The sequence below is a fragment of the Bacillus sp. E214 genome (assembly GCF_008087365.1).
Classification (GTDB): domain Bacteria; phylum Bacillota; class Bacilli; order Bacillales; family Pradoshiaceae; genus Pradoshia.
This window is the reverse complement of the sequence record NZ_VENN01000001.1, coordinates 88,985-109,746: the sequence shown is the minus strand read 5'-3', so window position 1 is coordinate 109,746 and position 20,762 is coordinate 88,985. Positions and strand designations below refer to the sequence as shown.

23 protein-coding genes are annotated in these 20,762 nt (G+C 37.0%); 6 read left to right on the top strand and 17 right to left on the bottom strand.

What is annotated here, in order from left to right; translation table 11 throughout:
• Position 1 precedes the first annotated feature (1 nt).
• The 3 genes from FHY47_RS00525 to FHY47_RS00515 form a co-directional block, all read right to left on the bottom strand.
• Entirely contained in the window at positions 2–1,690 is a 1,689-nt protein-coding gene (locus tag FHY47_RS00525) for a DUF6044 family protein (protein WP_148629513.1), read from the bottom strand.
• Between the two features lie 326 nt (positions 1,691–2,016).
• On the bottom strand, positions 2,017–2,799 hold the full coding sequence (locus FHY47_RS00520) for an HAD family hydrolase (protein WP_148629512.1): 783 nt from the start codon (positions 2,797–2,799) through the stop codon (positions 2,017–2,019).
• A 118-nt stretch (positions 2,800–2,917) separates the two neighbouring features.
• Positions 2,918–4,279 (bottom strand): aspartate kinase, encoded by a 1,362-nt coding sequence (locus FHY47_RS00515; protein ID WP_148629511.1) that lies wholly within the window; start codon positions 4,277–4,279, stop codon positions 2,918–2,920.
• A gap of 345 nt (positions 4,280–4,624) precedes the next feature.
• Here FHY47_RS00515 and FHY47_RS18760 point away from each other — a divergent pair, with 345 nt between their 5' ends.
• Positions 4,625–4,801, top strand: coding sequence for a hypothetical protein (locus tag FHY47_RS18760; RefSeq protein WP_175354221.1), 177 nt, complete (start codon positions 4,625–4,627; stop codon positions 4,799–4,801).
• Between the two features lie 97 nt (positions 4,802–4,898).
• Here the strand turns inward: FHY47_RS18760 and pnuC are convergent, their stop codons facing one another.
• From pnuC to FHY47_RS00495, 4 genes are all read right to left on the bottom strand, one after another.
• Positions 4,899–5,585, bottom strand: coding sequence for a nicotinamide riboside transporter PnuC (gene pnuC, locus FHY47_RS00510; RefSeq protein ID WP_066101108.1), 687 nt, complete (start codon positions 5,583–5,585; stop codon positions 4,899–4,901).
• On the bottom strand, positions 5,572–6,693 hold the full coding sequence (locus FHY47_RS00505; protein ID WP_148629510.1) for an AAA family ATPase: 1,122 nt from the start codon (positions 6,691–6,693) through the stop codon (positions 5,572–5,574). Before FHY47_RS00505 ends, pnuC begins: the two co-directional genes overlap by 14 nt.
• Positions 6,694–7,010: 317 nt before the next feature.
• A complete protein-coding gene (locus FHY47_RS00500; protein ID WP_139891349.1) occupies positions 7,011–7,541 on the bottom strand; it encodes a tetratricopeptide repeat protein in 531 nt (176 codons plus the stop codon).
• Between the two features lie 210 nt (positions 7,542–7,751).
• Positions 7,752–8,288 carry an RNA 2'-phosphotransferase gene (locus FHY47_RS00495; RefSeq protein ID WP_140461204.1) on the bottom strand — a complete coding sequence of 179 codons (537 nt, stop codon included), beginning with the start codon at positions 8,286–8,288 and terminating at the stop codon, positions 7,752–7,754.
• A 209-nt stretch (positions 8,289–8,497) separates the two neighbouring features.
• On the opposite strand from FHY47_RS00495, the gene FHY47_RS00490 reads away from it, so the two are divergent.
• The gene (locus FHY47_RS00490) at positions 8,498–9,226 is read left to right on the top strand and encodes an NAD-dependent protein deacylase (RefSeq protein ID WP_066101123.1); all 729 of its coding nucleotides are present in this window, start codon (positions 8,498–8,500) and stop codon (positions 9,224–9,226) included.
• Positions 9,227–9,417: 191 nt separating this feature from the next.
• Entirely contained in the window at positions 9,418–9,753 is a 336-nt protein-coding gene (locus tag FHY47_RS00485) for a L,D-transpeptidase (RefSeq protein WP_140461203.1), read from the top strand.
• 200 nt (positions 9,754–9,953) lie between these two features.
• On the opposite strand, the gene FHY47_RS00480 is transcribed toward FHY47_RS00485, so the two are convergent.
• The 4 genes from FHY47_RS00480 to FHY47_RS00465 all read right to left on the bottom strand — a co-directional run bounded on the left by FHY47_RS00480 (position 9,954) and on the right by FHY47_RS00465 (position 12,874).
• Positions 9,954–10,517 (bottom strand): NAD(P)/FAD-dependent oxidoreductase, encoded by a 564-nt coding sequence (locus FHY47_RS00480; protein ID WP_148629509.1) that lies wholly within the window; start codon positions 10,515–10,517, stop codon positions 9,954–9,956.
• A gap of 250 nt (positions 10,518–10,767) precedes the next feature.
• The gene (locus FHY47_RS00475; protein ID WP_187393407.1) at positions 10,768–11,112 is read right to left on the bottom strand and encodes a VOC family protein; all 345 of its coding nucleotides are present in this window, start codon (positions 11,110–11,112) and stop codon (positions 10,768–10,770) included.
• 5 nt (positions 11,113–11,117) lie between these two features.
• The gene (locus FHY47_RS00470; protein ID WP_148629507.1) at positions 11,118–12,152 is read right to left on the bottom strand and encodes an S-adenosylmethionine:tRNA ribosyltransferase-isomerase; all 1,035 of its coding nucleotides are present in this window, start codon (positions 12,150–12,152) and stop codon (positions 11,118–11,120) included.
• Positions 12,152–12,874 carry an SDR family NAD(P)-dependent oxidoreductase gene (locus FHY47_RS00465; protein WP_139891355.1) on the bottom strand — a complete coding sequence of 241 codons (723 nt, stop codon included), beginning with the start codon at positions 12,872–12,874 and terminating at the stop codon, positions 12,152–12,154. Before FHY47_RS00465 ends, FHY47_RS00470 begins: the two co-directional genes overlap by 1 nt.
• A gap of 154 nt (positions 12,875–13,028) precedes the next feature.
• On the opposite strand from FHY47_RS00465, the gene FHY47_RS00460 reads away from it, so the two are divergent.
• Both FHY47_RS00460 and FHY47_RS00455 read left to right on the top strand, forming a co-directional pair.
• Complete coding sequence (locus FHY47_RS00460; RefSeq protein ID WP_066101145.1) at positions 13,029–14,147, top strand: GAF domain-containing sensor histidine kinase; 1,119 nt, start codon at positions 13,029–13,031, stop codon at positions 14,145–14,147.
• Between the two features lie 12 nt (positions 14,148–14,159).
• Complete coding sequence (locus FHY47_RS00455) at positions 14,160–14,792, top strand: response regulator (protein WP_139891357.1); 633 nt, start codon at positions 14,160–14,162, stop codon at positions 14,790–14,792.
• Between the two features lie 141 nt (positions 14,793–14,933).
• On the opposite strand, the gene FHY47_RS00450 is transcribed toward FHY47_RS00455, so the two are convergent.
• Positions 14,934–16,127, bottom strand: a complete 1,194-nt coding sequence (locus FHY47_RS00450; RefSeq protein ID WP_148629506.1) for an MFS transporter — start codon at positions 16,125–16,127, stop codon at positions 14,934–14,936.
• 374 nt (positions 16,128–16,501) lie between these two features.
• Here FHY47_RS00450 and FHY47_RS00445 point away from each other — a divergent pair, with 374 nt between their 5' ends.
• The gene (locus FHY47_RS00445; protein WP_148629505.1) at positions 16,502–16,804 is read left to right on the top strand and encodes a DUF3139 domain-containing protein; all 303 of its coding nucleotides are present in this window, start codon (positions 16,502–16,504) and stop codon (positions 16,802–16,804) included.
• 203 nt (positions 16,805–17,007) lie between these two features.
• On the opposite strand, the gene FHY47_RS00440 is transcribed toward FHY47_RS00445, so the two are convergent.
• The 5 genes from FHY47_RS00440 to FHY47_RS00420 all read right to left on the bottom strand — a co-directional run bounded on the left by FHY47_RS00440 (position 17,008) and on the right by FHY47_RS00420 (position 20,527).
• On the bottom strand, positions 17,008–17,640 hold the full coding sequence (locus FHY47_RS00440; RefSeq protein ID WP_140461195.1) for a response regulator transcription factor: 633 nt from the start codon (positions 17,638–17,640) through the stop codon (positions 17,008–17,010).
• Complete coding sequence (locus FHY47_RS00435) at positions 17,637–18,674, bottom strand: sensor histidine kinase (RefSeq protein ID WP_139891359.1); 1,038 nt, start codon at positions 18,672–18,674, stop codon at positions 17,637–17,639. The genes FHY47_RS00440 and FHY47_RS00435 overlap by 4 nt, the downstream gene beginning before the upstream one ends.
• Complete coding sequence (liaF, locus tag FHY47_RS00430) at positions 18,671–19,408, bottom strand: cell wall-active antibiotics response protein LiaF (protein ID WP_140461193.1); 738 nt, start codon at positions 19,406–19,408, stop codon at positions 18,671–18,673. Before liaF ends, FHY47_RS00435 begins: the two co-directional genes overlap by 4 nt.
• A gap of 107 nt (positions 19,409–19,515) precedes the next feature.
• A complete protein-coding gene (locus FHY47_RS00425) occupies positions 19,516–20,163 on the bottom strand; it encodes a PspA/IM30 family protein (RefSeq protein ID WP_148629504.1) in 648 nt (215 codons plus the stop codon).
• 16 nt (positions 20,164–20,179) lie between these two features.
• Positions 20,180–20,527, bottom strand: a complete 348-nt coding sequence (locus FHY47_RS00420) for a lmo0954 family membrane protein (protein ID WP_148629503.1) — start codon at positions 20,525–20,527, stop codon at positions 20,180–20,182.
• Between the last annotated feature and the right edge of the window lie 235 nt (positions 20,528–20,762).

Here is a 20,762-nt window from a genome sequence, read left to right as displayed (position 1 = left end):
TTTACATGACATGATATAGATAGATCTTCCACGCTGAATCTTCATGATCAAAAACATCCATCAATTCAAGGTTATTCTCATCTGCATTCACAATAGGTACAGCTGAGATTATATATTGACCACCCATTTCTTTCAGTACCTTCGTATTCAACTCTAAATTTTTTATTGTTTTGGATGAATACTTTTCGTAATCATATTTCTTACCAAGCTCATCCACGAAAATATAACAACGCCCGCCCCATTTATCAAAATATTTTTTAAGCTGAGCGTTCTTATCCAGCTCCTTCTCAATAATTTCTCGGAACTGATGCTTGTACGCCAATGGATAGTAATTGTTATACGTATCCAAAGTATAAAAGCCATTATATTGAGCAATAGCAGGATGTAATCCTATACTTACCACTCTGTACGTATCTTGAGGTTTTCCAATATAATCTTTAATCTCAGTAAATTGGTCAACAGCATAAAACTCCTTAAAAGTCGGTGCATCTAGCCTTCCATAATACACTTCCGGATTGTACATAAATAAGACAAGCAGCTGAGCGATAATGACTCCTTTTGAAAATAGCCTCCATCCCCCTCCATTTTTCCAAAGAATACGGCAGGACAGGGCAAACAATAAGTACAAAACTAATGGTCTCAGGAAATGAAAACGGGCAAAGTTAAAATTATTTAAAAGTGAAATTTGTTCTTTCAAGGATGCCCATCCCTCATAAAACCAAAACGCATACCATGCAGACAAAATAAAATTCAAGATAAACAGCTGAACATAGCGTTTCTCACTTTTCCAAAGCTTATTCCGATAAATAAACCATAAAGCTATAAATGACACAGGCAAAATAATATATTGATGAAGCGTTAATACATGATTATGTCCAATTATGTAATTTTTAAATATCAGACGGACAGATCGCGCAAATCCTAATGCAGAGCTGAAATATTCATCCCGGCTGTTTGGCTCTTCAGGAAATACCAAAGAATAAACCAAGCGATATTCGATCAACAGGTAAATAAAAGTCATTAAAGCAATACTTCCGAAGAATTTCCAATTAGGGTCTTTTTTCTTGATCCAGTCATAAAGCCAAAGCAATCCCATAGCCACCAGGAAGAAAAAGAACCCTAGTACAAAGCTTGAATAAAAAGGTAAAAGGATTAGAATGAGCCAATCCGTCCATTTACTATCTCTGCCTCTAATATTTAAAAATGCATACAAGGCTAATGGATGCCCCAATGTGGCAAGCATTCCGGATGGCCAAAAAGGAGTCAAAGCAAAGGCCAATGCAACGAATACACGTATAAAGCCATGTTCCTCTTTTCTAACAAAATGCTTTTTAAGTAAGAGATACATTCCTATAAACGCAAAGATTCTAGTAATCCCCTGACTGATTGAATATGCCGTCATGGATGGTAATAAATAATGGAGCCATTCAATTCCGCTGAATTCAGTTCCAATTGAGTTCCTCGGCAAACCATTAATGATTTGTGGAATAGTCTCATTTATCGGTCCAAACAGCATTTGATTATCCTTCAGAACCTTGTACCAAGCGATATTGGAATCTAAGTTATCATGCACCCGTATATGAGAATCTTCACCAAGTATAAACATCGGAGCCAAATAAATGATCAACAACACCAGCGCAGCTATCAATAACTTAGTTTCCTCAGTCCATTTATTTCTTAATTCCCCCACTGCTATACACCGACTTTTCAAGATATATTTAAATCAACCCACCAATAATTGTAAAATTACAATGTACTCATGGTAGCTATTTATATATCCCATGTCAAGGAGCTATTGGGTCAATATGGATATTATAAATCTTCACTCTCAATCTTTTTTTATGTAATGTAAACTAGGTAGTTTTCAAATATAGGCTCATTGTTGTAAGTAAAAGCAAATCATCATTACGAAAACAGCCAAAAATAAAAAACCAATTCAACCTGGGGTTTTTAACCCCTTAAGGATGAATTGGTCTCCGCGACACTTCGTGAAATTCTCTCACAAGATGTTCATAGTTATATTTCCTTCAGCAATGGTAGTAAATCTGCCAGTTTCTTAATCTCATAGGTAGGCTTCACTTGATCCGTTACTTTATGATGGCGGTTTACCCAAACAGATTTTATTCCTGCACGATTGGCACCGAGAATATCCGTCATCAGATTATCTCCAACCATCAGGACTTCTTTTTTTTCAACCTCTAATAACTCTACAGCATGTTCAAAGAGTTCATGAGCCGGCTTACCTTGTCCAAAATCCCCAGAAATGACAATATGATCGAAATAAGGAGCTATTTCAGGTGTTATTTCCAGCTTTGTTGTTTGCAATTGCGGGGAGCCATTTGTCAGTAAAAGAAGTTTAACACATCCCTTTAATTGGTCCAGCACTTCAAAGGTATCCTCATAAATAAAGGGATGTTTTCTTCTTTCTTCAGGAAACTTTTCTGCTAATTCCTGTCCTAGATCTGCATCCTCTATTCCCAATGCTTTCAACCCATTCGTCCACGCATCCTTGCGATAGAGCGGCATGATTTGAGCCATCTTTTGAAATTGCTCATGGTTATCCTGAAAATCCCCCCATAATCCCTCAAATGGATTTATCCCAATCATTTGTGTGAAAGCGAATGTTTCATAGGAGCTGTACAGTTTTGTGGCTTCCTTTCTAACTGATTCTTCTAGCTGCACTGGGTCAATCTGATATTTATTCATAGCCAGCCTGCAGGTTACCCTGAAAGCTTCCTGAACACTTTTTTGATCCCATAACAATGTATCATCGAGGTCAAACATGATTGCCTTTACCATATCGGTTCCTCCGTCCCTGCATTAACCACTCCGGTTTGATCCTATTAATATAGAAAAGTTTTGTTCTTTGGATGATGGCATTATGAAACATTTCTATAATTGGATTTACCACTTTTCCTTATACGCTTACACTGGTAAAAAATTCATTGTAAAGAGCAGCCACTGCTCGGTTTTCCTGAAGTTCTTTCACACCAAACATCATACTGACTTCAGAAGACCCTTGATTGATCATTTCGATATTAATGCCGGCATTTGCCAAAGCCTTGGATGCCCTGGCAACTGTACCAACATTCGAACGCATTCCCTCTCCCACAATCATAATCAAGGATAAATTGTGTTCAATTTTCACTTCGTCAGCCTCTAATTCATTTATAATCCGGTTCCTAATAATCTCTTCAAGCTCAGAGTCCATTTGATTCTGTCTTAAAATGACAGTCAAATCATCAATTCCCGAAGGAACATGTTCATAGGACAACTTTAAATCTTCAAGGATTTGAAGAAGTTTACGTCCAAAACCTATTTCTCTGTTCATTAAATATTTGCTAACATAAATGCTGCAAAAATCATTGTCACTTGCAATACCGACAACCGGACCATTGGTTAGCTCTTTTTTATTCACAATCATGGTACCAGGTGATAACGGATTATTCGTATTTTTAATATTTACTGGAATCCCTGCTTTAAAGGCGGGAATTAATGCTTCATCATGCAAAACACTAAAGCCTGCATAGGAAAGTTCACGCATTTCTCGATACGTCAATACACTGATTTCCTTTGGTTTATTAATAATCGTTGGATTAACAGAAAATACGGCATCAACATCTGTATAATTTTCGTATAAATCAGCTTTAACTGCATTAGCCAGAATCGAACCGGTAATATCCGAGCCGCTCCGAGGGAACGTCATCACCTTTCCATCCGTTGTATAACCAAAGAATCCTGGAAATATGACAATTCCTTTTTTATTTCTTAAATGATATAGATTGGCATACGATTCTGCTAAAACCTGAGCATTCCCCGGCTCATCACTGACTATTAGTCCTGCCTCACGAGGATTCATGTATTCAGCCTCTACACCTCTGGCTTGGAAAAAAGCAGCTACCAATTTGGCATTATTGTCTTCTCCACTGGCTTTAACGGCATCCATAAACTGACCCTTATCGCTCAGGTCTCCATTAAGAATTTCCATTAAATCAGCTCTAATTCTTTCGACGACAGAGCCTGAAACGGATAAATCCTCTGCTATTAATCGGTATCGATCAATAACCATATCAAATAAATATTGATCACAAGCCCCATTTAACCAGCTTTCTCCACAGGCAATGAGCAAATCTGTCACTTTAGTATCGGATGAAAATCGTTTACCTGGTGCCGATACTACCACTATTTTACGTTGTGAATCTGATACAACAATCTCAAAAACTTTACTCAACTGCTCACCGGATGCAAGAGAAGTTCCCCCAAATTTAACTACTTTCATTCTGCATATCCCCTATGTTTAATTTTTCAGATAATATTAACTATTATCACTTCTCAGCACTAAAGTTTCAAGAGAAAATATAAGAAAATTTCAAATAATATCCATCAGGGTTTCCATTCTTTGAAAGTAAGTCTCATTCATCAAAGAATTAGAATGGCAGGATGACTCATGAAGGCGTAAATATTCTAGTTATCGATTAATTTTTGATACCACGGAAATGAATAAATGGTACATTTTAAACTTGTCATTTTTAGACACTAGTCGAAAGTATATTTTAAAAAAACAAAAGATCATGAGGAAAAATACGGTAAAATAATTATAAAATATAGTTTGGAGGGTTTACTTATGATGGCAGCATCCTTATTTGGATTAATTTCTATATTGGTATACTTAGGTATTATCGTTTTTATTATTTATGTAGCACTTACTATCTTAAAGTTAATGAAACAAAAAAATGAATATCTAAAGGATATTCGTGACGAAATCAAGAAAAGTAATAGCATCAATCAGTTAAATCCATAATCTTAAAACAGTGTTTGATTCTTTATAACTTGTACCAATAACTATAGAAGGGCCGTCACTATGACTGACCCTTCTTTAAATTCTTGATTAGGAACTATTATTTTACTTCTTCTTTATTTAATTTACTCCAATTGTACCAACCGTAAATCGCATTGATTGTCCACGAAACATACATGGCAACCATAGACCACTGTCCAAGCATAATGAACATAACCAAGCAAACAAGGTCAATTACAATCCATACGAGCCATTGTTCTCTATATCGTAATACCATGAGGATTTGAGCTACTATTGCCATTACATTAGTAAATGCATCATAGTAAGGCAGAGTATTACCGAGATAATTTTGTCCGATATAACCCAGTGCGATAGTACATATAACAATTAACAAAGCTGTAATGATCATCTGCACTGACTTAAGACTTTTTGCTTTTACTTGCATTGTTTCCTCGGTCATATTCTTCTTCCAAATAAATACACCGAGAATACAAGTTACGAAGTAGAAAATATTTTCGAAGAACTCAAGATACAGCCCCAACCCCCATACGATATACATATAGGTTACAATCTGTATAAAGTTGAAGATATAAGACGACAGTTTGCCTTTCGCTGTCAAAACAACACAGATTACACCTGATACTCCGCAAATCATACCGATAGGAGAATCAGGAACAAAGTAATATACGATGATTTGAAGCAGTACCATACTTATCATAAATATTTTTTCAAAGAGATTATAACCGTTCCAAAATTCGTTTTTAAGATAATTTTTAATTCCTTCCATTTTCAATGATTCTTTTCACATCACTTACAATAGTTTTGAAGTTGTTCCAATAGCCCCCATTTAGAACCGTTACCTTGTCCCAATTTCCTGAACTTTTAATATTGTTGCAAAGTATGTTGAATAACTCATTGCGTTCCTCCATTCCAGAATGAGCCATAAATCGCTCGTGGTCATCCACAAACTCGCCACAAGGACATAGTAAATAAATTTTATCCCACCGACATTTTTTTGTGATTTCATCGGCCACTATAGCAACTTTTTCAAATTCTTCCTCTGTTAAGTCACATTGGCTGTCTCTGGAATACCCCTCTGCGTACATTCTTGTTACCATCGAGTCGGAGTCCGCAAAAAAGATTCCTTGATTGGAGGGTGAGTTAATTAATTTTTTATTGAGATTATACTGCCCTTCAAGAAAAGCCATATAGTCCGTCCCGTTTAATTCCCATTCGGCTATATTACTTTCTTGCATGTAGCCTCTTGCGAACTCATAACTGTATGGCGCATTGAAATATTTGCCCAGGTCGGCGGTTAATACTGATTTTCCTTCCGAAGCAGTACCGCATATAAGAATGTTTGTACTAAAAACTCTACGGAATGGATACGTTATTTTATCCCAATGCTTTATGGGGTTTTCCCTTATCATCGTTGCTGATATTGGAGTTAATGCAAGTCGGTCAACCAAGATTGCGGTTTCATTAAACTTTCCGTTTAAGTCCTCATGATAATTCCTATCCCCGACATACCAAATTCTATCGGTATCTGTAGGTGTTTCTACCGCCTTGCGATAAATAGTTTCAAACTCTTTAAGCCAACCATTCCAACCATTGGGATAGTTTTCAATACCAATTTCATTTTCATTGATTGCATATACAGCAACCAAATCATCATCCGAAAAAAACTCTCTCACGTAACGATATCGCATTTTATGAGGCATAAGTGGTTCACCTTTATCCCCGTCATATCCACATACAATGACAATGCAACCGCCGTCGTTTTCTTTTTTTGCTTGCATAATTAAATCCAAATGCCCTCGATGAAGCGGAGCGAATGATCCAAATACAATACCAACTTTTTTCCCTTTAAGGGGTTTTTGGTAGGAGTTTAACACTTTTCTTCTCCCTTCTTTTTATCCTTTAAATATAAAATGAAAAGAAACTACGCTCTCGACTGAACCTCTATTTCTCTCATAGTACTACATGTAAATTAGATGGCTCTTTATTTTATTATACTAAAATAATATTATGAAAGAGGTAAGATTTACTGAAGGCGTACAGTTATATCAGAGAAAAAGAAACACCAAAAAAGTAAGATACACATTTTGAGTGAATCCTCCTTTTTTCAATGCTTTCATATAGAATGTTTCTTCTAAGTAAAAAGGTTATATACAGTTAGCTTATTCAACCTATAGGATGAGGTAATTACGATTTAAGGATTGTCTAAATCTAAAGTTTCATCAAGGTGCTGGGCATAATAAGAAATACCACGCTTAAAGTACTGAAGTATTTCATCATTTGTAGTTTCCATTAAATTCATTAAGACAATTTCCATAGCCCTTTTATATTCCCCTGTATTATATAAAGCCATAGAATAAAAGACTTGTAGGGCTCGATGTTCAGGAAATTCAGTCACACCGCGGCGAAGGACGTCAACAGACTCTTTATAATGCCCCAAAATGCGGTAACTGCTTCCTAAACCAAGGAAACATCTTTGTAAATCAGAACCGGATAGACCTAGTTCAATTGCTTTAACATAGTAAGGAATTGCTTTGTTACATAACCCAGAATTATCATAGGCAATCCCAATCTGATAATTTATTTCTGCATTTTCCGGATCATTTTCTGATAGATTTAACAGAAGATTAAGTGCATGATTTAAAATAGTCGAATCCTGTTTCTCACGACCATCTTCACGCAGCGCAATAGCATTATCCAGAAGTTCACGTGGATTTTTATTCATTTATTCCCACCTCATTGTTTCTTGTAATTTACAATCAGTCGCATTCCTTGTTCCCTACATTCGACAATATCGAATAAAACCCCTTTTTAGAAAAGTACTATTAGACCCAGATTTAGAGTCACGCAGAACAAAAAGGCAAGAAATATTTTGATGAGATTTTGTTAAGAGTTCTAGCTAACATGTTTACTAAATTACATCCCTCTTTTATTTTTACGGTTGCGCCTCCAAAAACTTAACGGGTACTGTTTTTGTTAACCAAACATGATTTTTTGAACGATAAAATACATATCCTTGTTTCATCATTTCACCACTTCGTACACGATACACAACCGGTCTCCCATGCCGTTTCCCTACATTGATTGCTGTTTCTTCATCAGATGATAGATGAACATATAAACGACTCTTTGGAATTAGTCCAATACGTTCAATGGATTCTGTATACTTTTCTCCCGTACCATGCCATAAAAACTCTGGTGGATCCACGATTTCCAGTTCTACATCAACCGAAATGGAATGTCCTTGATTAGCTCGAATAAGTGACTTGTCCTCATTAAAAGAGTATCTCTGCTTATCATCGGTTCGCACAATTTCCTCTAGGATGTTCATATCAAAAGGATATTTTTTAGAAATACCCTTAATCAATTCCTCGACATTCGCCCATCCATGCTCATCCAGGGTAATTCCAATGGATTCCGGTTTGTGACGAAGAATCAAACTCATAAACCTGCTCGCTTTAATTAAACTCATTTTTTGGGATCCTCCTTTATAACATAAAAATGAAAAGAGAATAGAAGCTCCATGTTCGAAGCTGATTCTCGATTATTCGAATAGTTTCTTCTATTTTCTCATATAATACATCGATTTTCGCGAAACCAATGATTTAGAATAGCTAATCGGCTCGTGATATAATGATGAATAATTATGTACAGAGGACCCTAAAACAGGAGGCAGGTATTTTGTCCAAACTAGTAACTTTATTAAAAGAATCTAACTACACCGTTATCTTCACTGGTGCAGGTTTTTCGACTGAAAGCGGGTTACCTGATTTCCGCTCAACTAATAACGGATTGTGGAAGAAGCAAGATCCAGGCACTATTGCCAGTACAGATGCACTTAATCAAAATGTCAAAGAGTTTTTTGAATTTTATCGCCAGCGTGTGGTAGGAGTGAAGGAACACGGCCCACATAAAGGCCATTCTATTCTCGCTAAATGGGAACGTGAAGGTATTATTCAAAGTATTATTACACAAAATGTAGATGGTTTCCACCAGGAAGCCGGCAGCAGTCGGGTAGCAGAGTTGCACGGAACCTTACAAAAGGTACATTGCCAAACATGCGGTAAGGAATATGGCAGTGAAATGTATTTAAATGAATCCTATCAATGTGAGTGTGGCGGCAAGCTTCGTCCATCCGTCATTTTATTTGGTGAAATGTTGCCTGAAAAACCATTCATGATGGCTGAGGCTGAAAGTGAAAAAGCAGACCTGTTTATTGTTCTCGGATCATCGTTATCAGTGACACCTGCTAATCAGTTCCCTTTAATTGCTAAGCAAAATGGTGCGAAACTGGTTATTATTAATTTAGAGCCTACTAATTTTGATTTTTATGCAGACCTCGTGATTAATGACCGTAAAGCCGGCGAACTTTTAGCTGAAATAGATGCCGAGTTAATTGAAAATTATTAATAGATTCAGGCCAATCTTTGAGAAGGAGATTGGCTTTTTTATATGCAGTTATCTTCCATCTCAGTACCTGAAAGCTGTACAAATTGCAACTAAACAAAAGGCTCTGTTCGTATATATTGCTGATAATGTCTATTAATTAACAAATCCCTATGTTACTTCATACAATATATTAAAAAATGGAGTTGTTATTTGTGGCGAGATGGATTGACATATCAACATCGAAACATCAATTAAAACTTTTTGATGGAAATAGGCTGATAAAAGCTTACCCAATTGCAGTTGGGAAAATATTATCACCAACACCTACTGGGACATACAAGATAATCAATAAACAACGTAATCCTGGAAGACAATTCGGAGTTCTTTGGATGGGTTTGTCAAAGCCTCATTACGGTATACATGGAACAAATACCCCAGCTTCAATCGGTAAGAATGTCTCACATGGTTGTATTAGGATGTTTAATCATGATGTTCTAGAATTATCATCTAGAGTACCAATTGGTACTAGGGTTGTTATTCATAAATGACTCTGTTAATCTAGCTCCTCTTACTGCATAATTTTGGTCAAATACGACATAAAAGCATCGCTTCTCTTATTCAACTAATCTTCGCCTTAGTTGAATAAGAACGGGAATTCAAAAACGAACATTATCTACAAACAGAGTCAAACAAAAAAACGACCCACTCATGAGCCGTAACGATATCATTCAACTATTATTCATTTAATTTAAGATTTTAGAATATCATGGTCAACATAACGTTCCCCATTCAGAGAACTGATTACATTTATCGCGACTCTTGCTCCGTCCCCTGCTGTTATAATTGTATGCATGCTCACACCAGCAACTGTGCCGGCTGCCCAGACATGATCAAGATAGGTTTTACCGGAATCATCGACATCAATTACTTTTTTAATACGTGGTTCAGTACCGTCCTTTGTTTTGATGCCTGAAGCTTCAGCGAGGTCAACTAACATACCGGAAGCCAAGATCACTTCACTTGCCATATAGTTGGATTCTTCTGTTTGAATCATCACTCCATCATTTTCCACTTCGATTTTTTCAGCGGTTGCAACCTTGAATTCAGCGCCAAATTTCTCCGCCTGTTTTTTACCGACTGCAATAAGGTCAGGTCCGCTGATTTCTTCTACACCATAATGATTTTCAATCCAGGCACGTTTAGTGACACTTTTATCATTATCCAAAACCAACGTTTTTTTACCTGCTTTTGCAGTGAATAATGCAGCACTCGCACCACTTGGACCTGCTCCAATAACTATAACATCATACATTTCCTCAAACCTCCCCAGCCTGTTATGAATTCCACCTTTATTATAACGGAAATAATTACCAATTTCTATTGAAGTGATTTTGGATACCTGACCAATCGTTCTAGCGTATTAGCCAATGGCGGGTTAATAATCTGCTTGGATACATCAACCGTCTTGATTTAAAAGACCATACCTTATATTCCGTTCAGCGTTATATTGAAATCCACATCTGTACTTTATTTATACGTAAGATGTTCGCTTGCAGAAAAGTCTAAATCCTCTTTAATAACTCAATTCTTTCACCATTATTCCCCTCAACAAAAACAATTGTCCAGCCATTTCCCATCCTTATTGGCCCCTCTAAAATAGATACATCCTTTTCATTTAAAATTTGTAAACAATCTGTTTCAAAACATATATGTGCCTCGTATAAACCTTTTTCATCAATTCTTCCATTTTCAATCAATTCAATCCTTAATCGGTCATTCACTAAGAATACAATCTTTTCTCCTTCCAACTCCATGTATTGTTCAGTACGAAATCCCAGATATTTTTCATAAATGAACCTTGTAAGCTCCTGGCTTTTCACCTCAAAACCAACGTGATGAATATTCAACGTTTTCATATAATTAAGTTCACATCTCCAAACTCATGCCATAAATACCCCTTTAGTACGGCTTCCTCATACGTTTTAAAAAGGAAATCCGAATCAATAAAAGCAGTGAGCATATCCAAATGGCTCGCCTCAGGTTCATGGAAACCAGTGAGGATACCATCTACTGCTTTCATATGGTAATCAGGTCCGATATACAAATTGGTGCTACCCTTGAGCTCTTCAGTTAGCAGAGCCGTCTCCAAAGCACGAACAACCGTGGTTCCGACAGCAATCACTCTTCTCCCCTCTTTTTTCGCATGCCGAATCATATCCATTGTCTCACTGGGGATTTCATAGAGTTCAGGATTGGTTTCCGGTTTTACTGGCCAGTAGTCATCTAGTAAATAGCTCAAGCCTGTGTGAAGCTGAATAAACTGAAGCTTAACTCCCTTTCTTTGAAGATTGAAAAGCATTTTCCAGGTAAAGGCTCGGCCAGCAGATGGCATTTCAACGGAGCCAGGGACTGAAGCATAGACCGTTTGATAGAAGTTTAAATCAAGTGCCTGTTTCGCATATTCATACCGAATGGGTTCTCCTTTCTGATATAAATAATGTAAAATACGATCCTCTGATTGAGAAAAACAAACACTCCACAAAGGGGTAGCTTCTACCCTGCCACTTATCTCTCCTTTCAATTGTCCTTCAGAAAAAATGAGCACATCTCCAACTTCTATATCTTCATGCAGGGCCAGCACTTCCCAGGCGTTATTCTCAATCTTTTTTGCAAACCTTATTTCTACAGCTTCGGCTTTAACGATCCCTTTTCTAGTAATTGTTGCCCTTGCTGAGGCAGGAATTGTCCTGCTATTATTTAAAACCAGAATATCACCTTTCTTCAGATACCGATCTAGATGGGAAAATTGAGTGTGTTCCATTGTTCCAATCCCTTTATCTGTCACCATTAGCTTGACTTGGTCCCTTCTCATACCTCTGAACTCGGGAGGTTCGGACGCATTTAATTCTTGAGGCAGAAAAAATTTTTTCCTGAGAGGCAATGCCATTATAATCCCTCCTGTTCAAGCTCGAACTTCTGTGCTTCAAACCGTTTACCGTTAATATGCCGTGAATGATTCGAGGCTAAATAAACAAAGGCACCCAGTACCTCCTCCGGTTTAGCCAGCTCCTCATTATGATTAGGGTCTGCCAATGCATACATGTCCGTATCCATACTGCCGGGGTCAATCATATTGATTCGTATATTCGTTTCCGAGAGCTCATCTGCCCATGTTTCGGTCAGTCCTTCCAGTGCAAACTTCGAAATTCCATAGGCTCCCCATCCCGCATATCCTTTTTGCCCTGCTTCTGATGTCACATTGATAATAGAGCCTTCATTACGCTGAAGCATTCCAGGCAGAACACGTTTTGTGACCATAAATGGACTTAGGCTGTTTGCCTTTATAACATTCATGAAATCAACCTCTGAATAATCCAGTAAGAGTGGCATCGGGCTAGGCCCCAATACAGCAGCATTATTAATTAAAACATCAATTTGACCAAATCTGCTTTCTGTCATGGAAATAAAGGCTTCCACATCACGCTGATTTGTAACATCCGCTTTTACTGCCAGAACTGTACTACCCAATTCCTCAGTCATTCTTTTCACTTCCTGTAACCGCTCTTCTCCCCGCGCACAAATTGCGAGATTGTATCCTTGTTTTGCAAAAGCAAGGGCTAATGCTTTCCCTAATCCTTTAGATGCTCCTGTAATCACAACTGTTTTCATGATTTATACCTCCTATAGAAACTTATACTTATAGCGTATTGCAAAAAAACAGCCATGCCCTCGGAGGATGGATGGAGTTTCAGCTACATCTTTAGTAGTACTCCACCATAAAAAATGTATAATAATAACAAAACATCTATTAAGGAGACTAAAGGTGGTCCGTAAAATTTTTCTCTCAGAGATTCATATATTGAAAGAAATCGCTGAAACATTAAACGAAGGCACTGATTTAACAGAAGTTTTGGCTCAGGTATTAAAGAAGCTTTTAAAAATAACCTCTTTGGAAACCGGCTGGATCTTCCTTATTGACGAACGGGGCAATTACAAATTAGCCGCTTCTGAGGGACTGCCGCCCGCTTTAAAAATTTCAGACTATGAACCCATGTGTACAGGTGACTGTTGGTGTGTGAATAAATTTTTAAAAGATAATCTACATAAAGCTTCGAACATTATGGAATGCAAGCGGTTGGAAAATGCAAGATTGAATCAATGGGGCGATACGTATGGCCTTGTTTACCATGCTACTGTTCCCTTATCAGCTGGGGATGAAAAATTCGGCGTATTAAACGTAGCCGTAACGAATAAAGAAAGATTCGAAGCAGAAGAGTTGGGTCTCTTAGAATCCGTTGCCTATCAAATCGGCAATGCCCTGAGACGAATCCATTTAACAAAACGGGAGCAGGAACTGAAAGTTGCAGAGGAACGAAATCGCTTGGCACGGGACCTGCATGATTCTGTAAATCAATTACTTTACTCTATTAATGTGACATCAAAGGCCGGAATCAATCTATCAAAAGAGGATTCAATCAAACAGATTTTTGCTGATATTGGGAGGATGTCACAGTATGCACAGGCTGAAATGAAGGCATTGATCTGGCAATTACGGCCAGATGGACTAAAGAACGGACTCGTTTGTGCCCTCAAATCATATGCTGAAATACTCGGTTTACAAGTTATTGTTCAGGTGAAAGGGACAGGATCTCTCCCTTCAAAAATCGAAGGAAATTTATGGAGGATTGGGCAGGAAGCCTTCAATAATGCCATTAAATATTCCGGTCAAAAAGAAGTCTTACTTTCTCTTGAATACAAACAAAATCATATTATCATGTCGGTTGAAGATGGCGGAGTAGGATTCGATATTTCATCAGTAAAGGGATTGCCGAGTCTTGGGCTTAAGAGTATAGAAGAACGCGTAACAGCCCTGCAAGGGAAATTAAGCATAATTAGCAAAAAGAACTCTGGCACCAGTTTAACGGTTGAATTGCCATACTAAAGGAGAATTTTAATGACGATAAAAATTGTTTTAGTGGATGATCACCATGTCGTTAGGAAAGGACTGGCATTATTATTAAATAGCCATCCTGATATGAGCGTAATTGGAGAAGGAACAAACGGTAAGGAAGCAATTGAACTGGCCAAAAAACTGACTCCCGAGATTATGATAATGGACTTACTAATGCCTGTAATGGACGGAATCGATGCAACAAAACACATTGTGGAAACCATACCGAATGTGAAAGTTTTAATCCTCACCAGCATGTCAGATCAAGACCATGCCATTCCTGCCTTGGATGCGGGAGCCAGTGGCTATCTATTAAAGGAAAGCGACCCAGAGGAACTAATCCTAGCTATTAAAAAGGCAGTAAACGGAGAAATCTATATTCATTCCAAAATTACCGCAGAATTAATGACAGTTCTGCAAACGAATAAATCCAAGCAGAATTCGTTAGAATCATTGACTCAAAGAGAAAAGGAAGTTCTCAAGGAAATCACCAACGGCAAAAGCAATAAAGAGATTGCTTCAGCACTTTACATAACCGAAAAAACGGTAAAAACTCATGTATCCAATATCCTGTCTAAGCTAGAGCTGCAGGACCGTACTCAGGCTGCTCTTTTTGCGATACGAAATGGTTTTTAATTGATTTGGATTCGCTGTTATTTTATTGGGGATTTATGTACTCTTCCATTCAATTCATCCGGTAAAAAAAGAGAATAGAAAATCTATATAAAAAACCAGGTGAGTCATGACTCACCTGGTTTTTTATACGTAATTAAGCAATTAGCGAACTGCTTTCTCACGGGTTATAAGTACGTAAATAACCATCGACATGAATACGGACACAGCCGCTGTCATATAAATACTGCTGTAGCCAAATGAATGTCCAATCTGTCCGAAAATCATAGCTCCTATCCCTATACCTAAGTCAAAGAACGAGTAAAATGTAGCATTAGCCATTCCTTTACGATTTTGGGGTGCCTGATCAATTGCCCATGCCTGTAAGGCTGGCTGAACGCTTCCAAATCCAAATCCATAAAGGAAAGCCGCAAATAACATCATGCTGGTGCTAGGCAGCCAGGATAGTAATAGCATCGCAATAAACACCAACAATGTTCCCGGTATAAATACAGCCTTGTGCCCTTTACGGTCATATAATTGTCCGGCAAACGTTCTTGTCAACATAACAGATAATGCATAGATAACAAAATACCACTGGATTCCATCGATTCCCTTTTGTGCTGTATATAAAGGAAGAAAAGTAGCTATTCCCCCAAAAGTAAATGTGATGAAAAATGCCAGTATGGATGGTTTTAACGAGCTTTTTTCATATAGATCCAGTATCTTCTTACCAGTTGGCTGCACAGTCACTTTCTCAGCTTTCTTGAACTTAATCTGCGTTGCTACCAGAAGAGCAATAATTCCTAGAATAGCACAAATTAAGAAAAACTGATTAAATGGTATCATAACAACCAAAGCAAGACCAAAAGATGGCCCAATAGCCATCGCAATATTTCCGGACAGCCCAAAGTAACCCATTCCTTCACCCCGTCTTGATGCCGGAACCAAGTCTGAAGCAACCGTACCAGTAGCTGTAGTTAATGCTCCCCAACCCAATCCTTGAATAATCCGCATCATGAACAGCAAAGCAATACTTGCCATAAAACCAAATGACCCGAGGGTAAGGATAACAACAATTAAACCTCCGAAATAGACAATTCGTCTTCCCTTCGTTTCCAATGCCTTGCCGGCAAAGGGCCTAATCAGCAAAGCTGAAAATGTAAATATCCCCACAACTGCTCCTATTAGCTGGTCACTTCCACCGAGATGTTTAACGTACAACGAAATTGTCGGCAAGGTCATTTGAAAACCTAAAAAGATCAGGAAGTTTGTAATACAAATGAAGACAAAATCTCTTGTCCATATTTTTTCCTTCTTTATTTTTTGTTTAACTCCTTGTTGTGCTTGATCAATCATTTTATACCTTCTTTCTGCTCCTTTACATTATTTATATTACCCGAATACGAAACTATCTTTCTATGGAAATTTAAAAAATACACAAAAAATCCCTTCTTTTGTAGGCAAGGGAGTAATATATTGTTATTCCCATTTGATAGTATCCTACACCTTTCTGTATTAAAGACTACTTGCTTAAAATGTATTTATAAATTAACTTCCTATAATGTTGAAAGGTTCCACATCTGAATCTACCAGCATACTATCAAACAATTTTTATAATATCATTTTTATTTGAAATGACAGATACTTATGATAGCTCATGCTTGTAAAAGTCCAGTGTGTAGTCTTTATTCTATTAAATTTATTAATAAATTTTTATTAGGAGGTTGTAAATGAGAAAAATAGGAGCGACTGTATTAATTTTGTTAACTTTTATCGGAATTGGATTAGGCTATATTCAATATAAAAAGTCAACTGTTGAACAACGTATAATTGAGTATCTGACAACTGAAGAGAACATTTCAAAGAATGACATTATTTCCAGTGAACCATTTATTGCAAATTTACGAGGAGATAAGAATTGGATGGTTAGTATTCGACTAAAAGATGATAATAAAACCTACTATTATTACAAAAATAAAAATGAAGTAATTTTAGAATCGTATGTAGAAAACGGAGTAGAACACGTTCAATAAAAGGTAGTAGGGGAAAATCCTTCATAAATAGGATTTTCTAAATTAATTGGATATAATTAACACTTAAGTTTAACATATCCATAAATAAAAGAGCTCAAATCCATTTGAATTAGAACAGTCGGAGTTGAGCTTCACTTTATTATTAAAATTATAATGATAATTATCTTAACAAAAGTGATTACCATACTCATTCAATCGGTAATCTATTTTGTTAATTTATGATGGAAAGCATAAATTACTGCTTGGGTACGATCCTGAACTTGAAGTTTACCTAAAATATTGCTCACATGTGTTTTAACCGTTTTAAGTGCAATAAATAATTGATCTGCTATCTCTTGGTTCGTCTTTCCTTCCGCCATTAATAATAAAATTTCCATTTCTCGTGATGTTAAATCTTCGTGCAAATCTCTTTTATTTGCGTTCCTAAATTTAGACATGAGTTTATCTGTCACTTCCGGTACCAGAACGGATTGCCCTTTATAGGTTTCGCGTATCGAATCTGCTATTTCACTTGCTTTCGAGGTTTTTAACATATAGCTGATTGCACCTGCTTCAAGAGCCGGGTACACTTTTTCATCATCAACAAAACTCGTCACAATGATTATTTTTGCCTCCGGCCACTCCGCTAGAATCTGCTTGGTTGCCTCAATCCCATCCATTTCAGGCATTACCAAATCCATCAATATTACATCAGGCTTTAGGCTCAATGCCATTTCGACACCCTTAAGTCCATTTTCCGCTTCCCCTACCACTTCAATGTCGGATAAAGAAGATAAATAAGCAGAAACACCTATACGAACCATTTCATGGTCATCTACAAACAATACTCTTATCATACTTTCTCACCTACATTCACTAATGGTACTCTTACTTCGATTCGCGTGCCTTGCTTTGGTACCGAAACCACCTTTAGAATGCCGCCAATTTCTATCGCCCGCTCTTTCATATTTTGTAACCCGTAAGAGCCAGCCTTCGCTTCATCTGCGGTAAATCCAACACCATCATCAATCACTCTCATAATTAAAGAACGTTCATGCTGAATAATATACACTTCCAATAATTGTGCTTTAGCGTGCCGTAATGTATTCGAAACGGATTCCTGGAGGATTCTAAATAAATGATCCTCAATCCCTTTCTCCAATTCCAGATCTTCTACCTTCCATTTTACCGTAAAAGGGATTTTTTGTTTGAGTTCGCTCAAAAGATTATCTACGCCTTCCTTCAAACTTTTATCCTTTAAATGTACAGGACGGAGATGTAAAAGTAAGGCTCGCATTTCTAATTGGGACTGTTGAATCATACTTTCAACCATCCTAAGCTGTTTTTTCTCACTTGTCTCTTCATCCCCACCTGATTCATTGATGGCTGACATAAGCATAGAAGCAGCAAAAAGCTGTTGGCTGACAGAATCATGGAGTTCTCGGGCCAATCTGTTTCTCTCCTCTTTAACCATTGCCTGAACTCGTTTTTCCTGTTCCACTGAATTTTCAGTAGCCAGTGCCTGAGAACGTTTTGCCTGATCAAGAAGGACCGTTTGGATTTGTTTTACTTTCTCGACAGATTCAGATAACTCCCTTGTCTTAATCTCTTTTTCCGAAAGATTTTCCCCGAGGTTTACACTTCGCAAAGTATCATTCAACTGATTAATTTCAGATTTATAGAATAACCCGCTTGCAATTCCGAACAAAACACCAAACAACAGGGAAATACTTAGCGCAAATAACAGAAATGGCACATTAAAGATCTTCTTCTCATATAGAGGAGTCCAATCAGAGGAGAAAAAGATTACATAATAACATAAGAATATAGTTAAAAATAGCAGTAGAGAGATTGATATACAGATCAGTAATTGGCGTTTTAGTATACTCATATCCACTTCACCACCAAATTGCCAGCACCGATCGAGGTAACGACCTTTATTTTATAGCTAGCCTCGTTATATCCTTCTGATCTATACATAATTTGCTGATTCCTAAGCTCATTTTCCTTTTCTTCAAATAAACGTACTTTTCCATATAAACAGGTATGGGATATTTGTACACCCACATCGTACGGAACAAATATTTCAATGTCCCCAATACCATTCCGAATCGAAATGACTGATATTTCCTTCGGTAAGACTGTATTGCTCAAATTGATATGAGTATCTCCGTATACGCTTATCACATTCAGATCATTCCATTCGTATACATACTCAGGAGTTTGCTGACTTCCAAAAATTCTATTCGTAATTACAGGCTTGGATATTTCACCATTCCCATTCTGTTTTTCCTGCTGTTCAAACGATTCTTTAGGTTTGATTTGAATAGGTTCACGTCTCTTTTGAAGATGTTGTGAAATATAATAGAGAAGAATAATAAAGAGTAGGAGCCTGACAATGAATAGATTAATTAAGCCTATAAGACCTGATATTATACCAATCCAAAATATCATTTTCCCAAATAGTTTAGAATAACGGGAATAGCCGTAATAAATACAAATTCCCGAAAACAATACGGTATAAAGAATTTCATGAAAGCGAAAAAAGATAATTTCAATTAAAGCAACAATTAAAATAGCAATTAATATTTTTTCTGCCCAATGCCCTTCTTTATATCTCTGCATATTCCTACCCCCCTATCCGTAATTCATCATAGATGATCACCTGCTGATTACTAATCTAAAACAGACGCAGCAAAATACTGCGTCCTACATACTAGAATACCATTTTTTTAATTCACTGTTTCCTTCCTTTTTAAATCTTTTTCAATTTCTGCAATGCGGGTATCAATCGTTGCTTCATAATAATTAGCTTTCACTCGATTTTCTATTTGCATCATATAATCATCAATTTCTAAGGATTGTTGCCCTTCACCCTCTACAGCGTCTTTACCGGACTCCATTAACTTATCCATTTTATGATGAACCTTTGCAATATTTTCCCGCCCCATCAGCTCAAGTCTCTTTATATGCATATCTTTCAGCTTTTGCTTCATTAAAGTAAACTTCTCTTCAAGCTGTTTTAAATCAAGACCAATTTGCACAAGCAGATGTTCAATTTTGGCTGAACGGTCCTCATAAACCGCCTGTTCCTTAATGGCAAATTCGTATAATTCACTCACATCGCCTGCTTCTTTAGCAATATAAGCCTGATGTTTACGTTTATCGGCCATTTCCTTAGTAACCGCTAATTCACGCTTTATTTCCTCTTTCAATCGATATTGACGTTGTATTAATTGTTGAACCTGTTCAACTTCTCTTTCGGATTGTCTCAAATATTGATTCAATTTTGAAATTGGATTCCTCTCCTCCTGCTTATCGATTAAATCATGAAGATCTGCTTCTACCGAATTTTTCATACGAGTAAATAAATTTGCCATGTTTCCTGCACACTCCTCATTTAAAATTTTCATTTAATTGTTCCCATTCTTTTTCAAAGTTTGTAAATGGATCATCATGACTCACATAGTCCTTTTCCTTCTTATGCTCCTTATATAGATAATAAAGAACATACATAGCCACCAAGCCAATTAACGCAGGTATATTACCAACTGAAGCCAATAATGTAATAACCGCAATTGCTCCCCAAACCACTTTCGACAAATTTATATCCGACTTCATGAATCCTTTCACGGCAAAATACAAAATAGCTAATGTAATGGCCAATGTAATAATGGAACCAATATTACCGATAACGATTAGACCAGCCACCAGCACAATCAAGATCAATCCGAGATTTTTCATTGATATTCCCTCCTTATGTCTTTAGTTTAACTTGGAAGAATATTCTTTATAACGACCCTGAGCTTGATTTCCACCTAGGTCTTGAGGCGTAGCTAAACTAAGACTATTAAAAAGCTCTGCAGTACTGCTTCCAAAAAAATAGCGCAAAAAATAATTAGAGAATCGAGTATTGCACTAGGAGAAGAAAATCCTATCCAGCTAGTGCTGAGGTGACTTTTTCAAGGAACAACGGCTA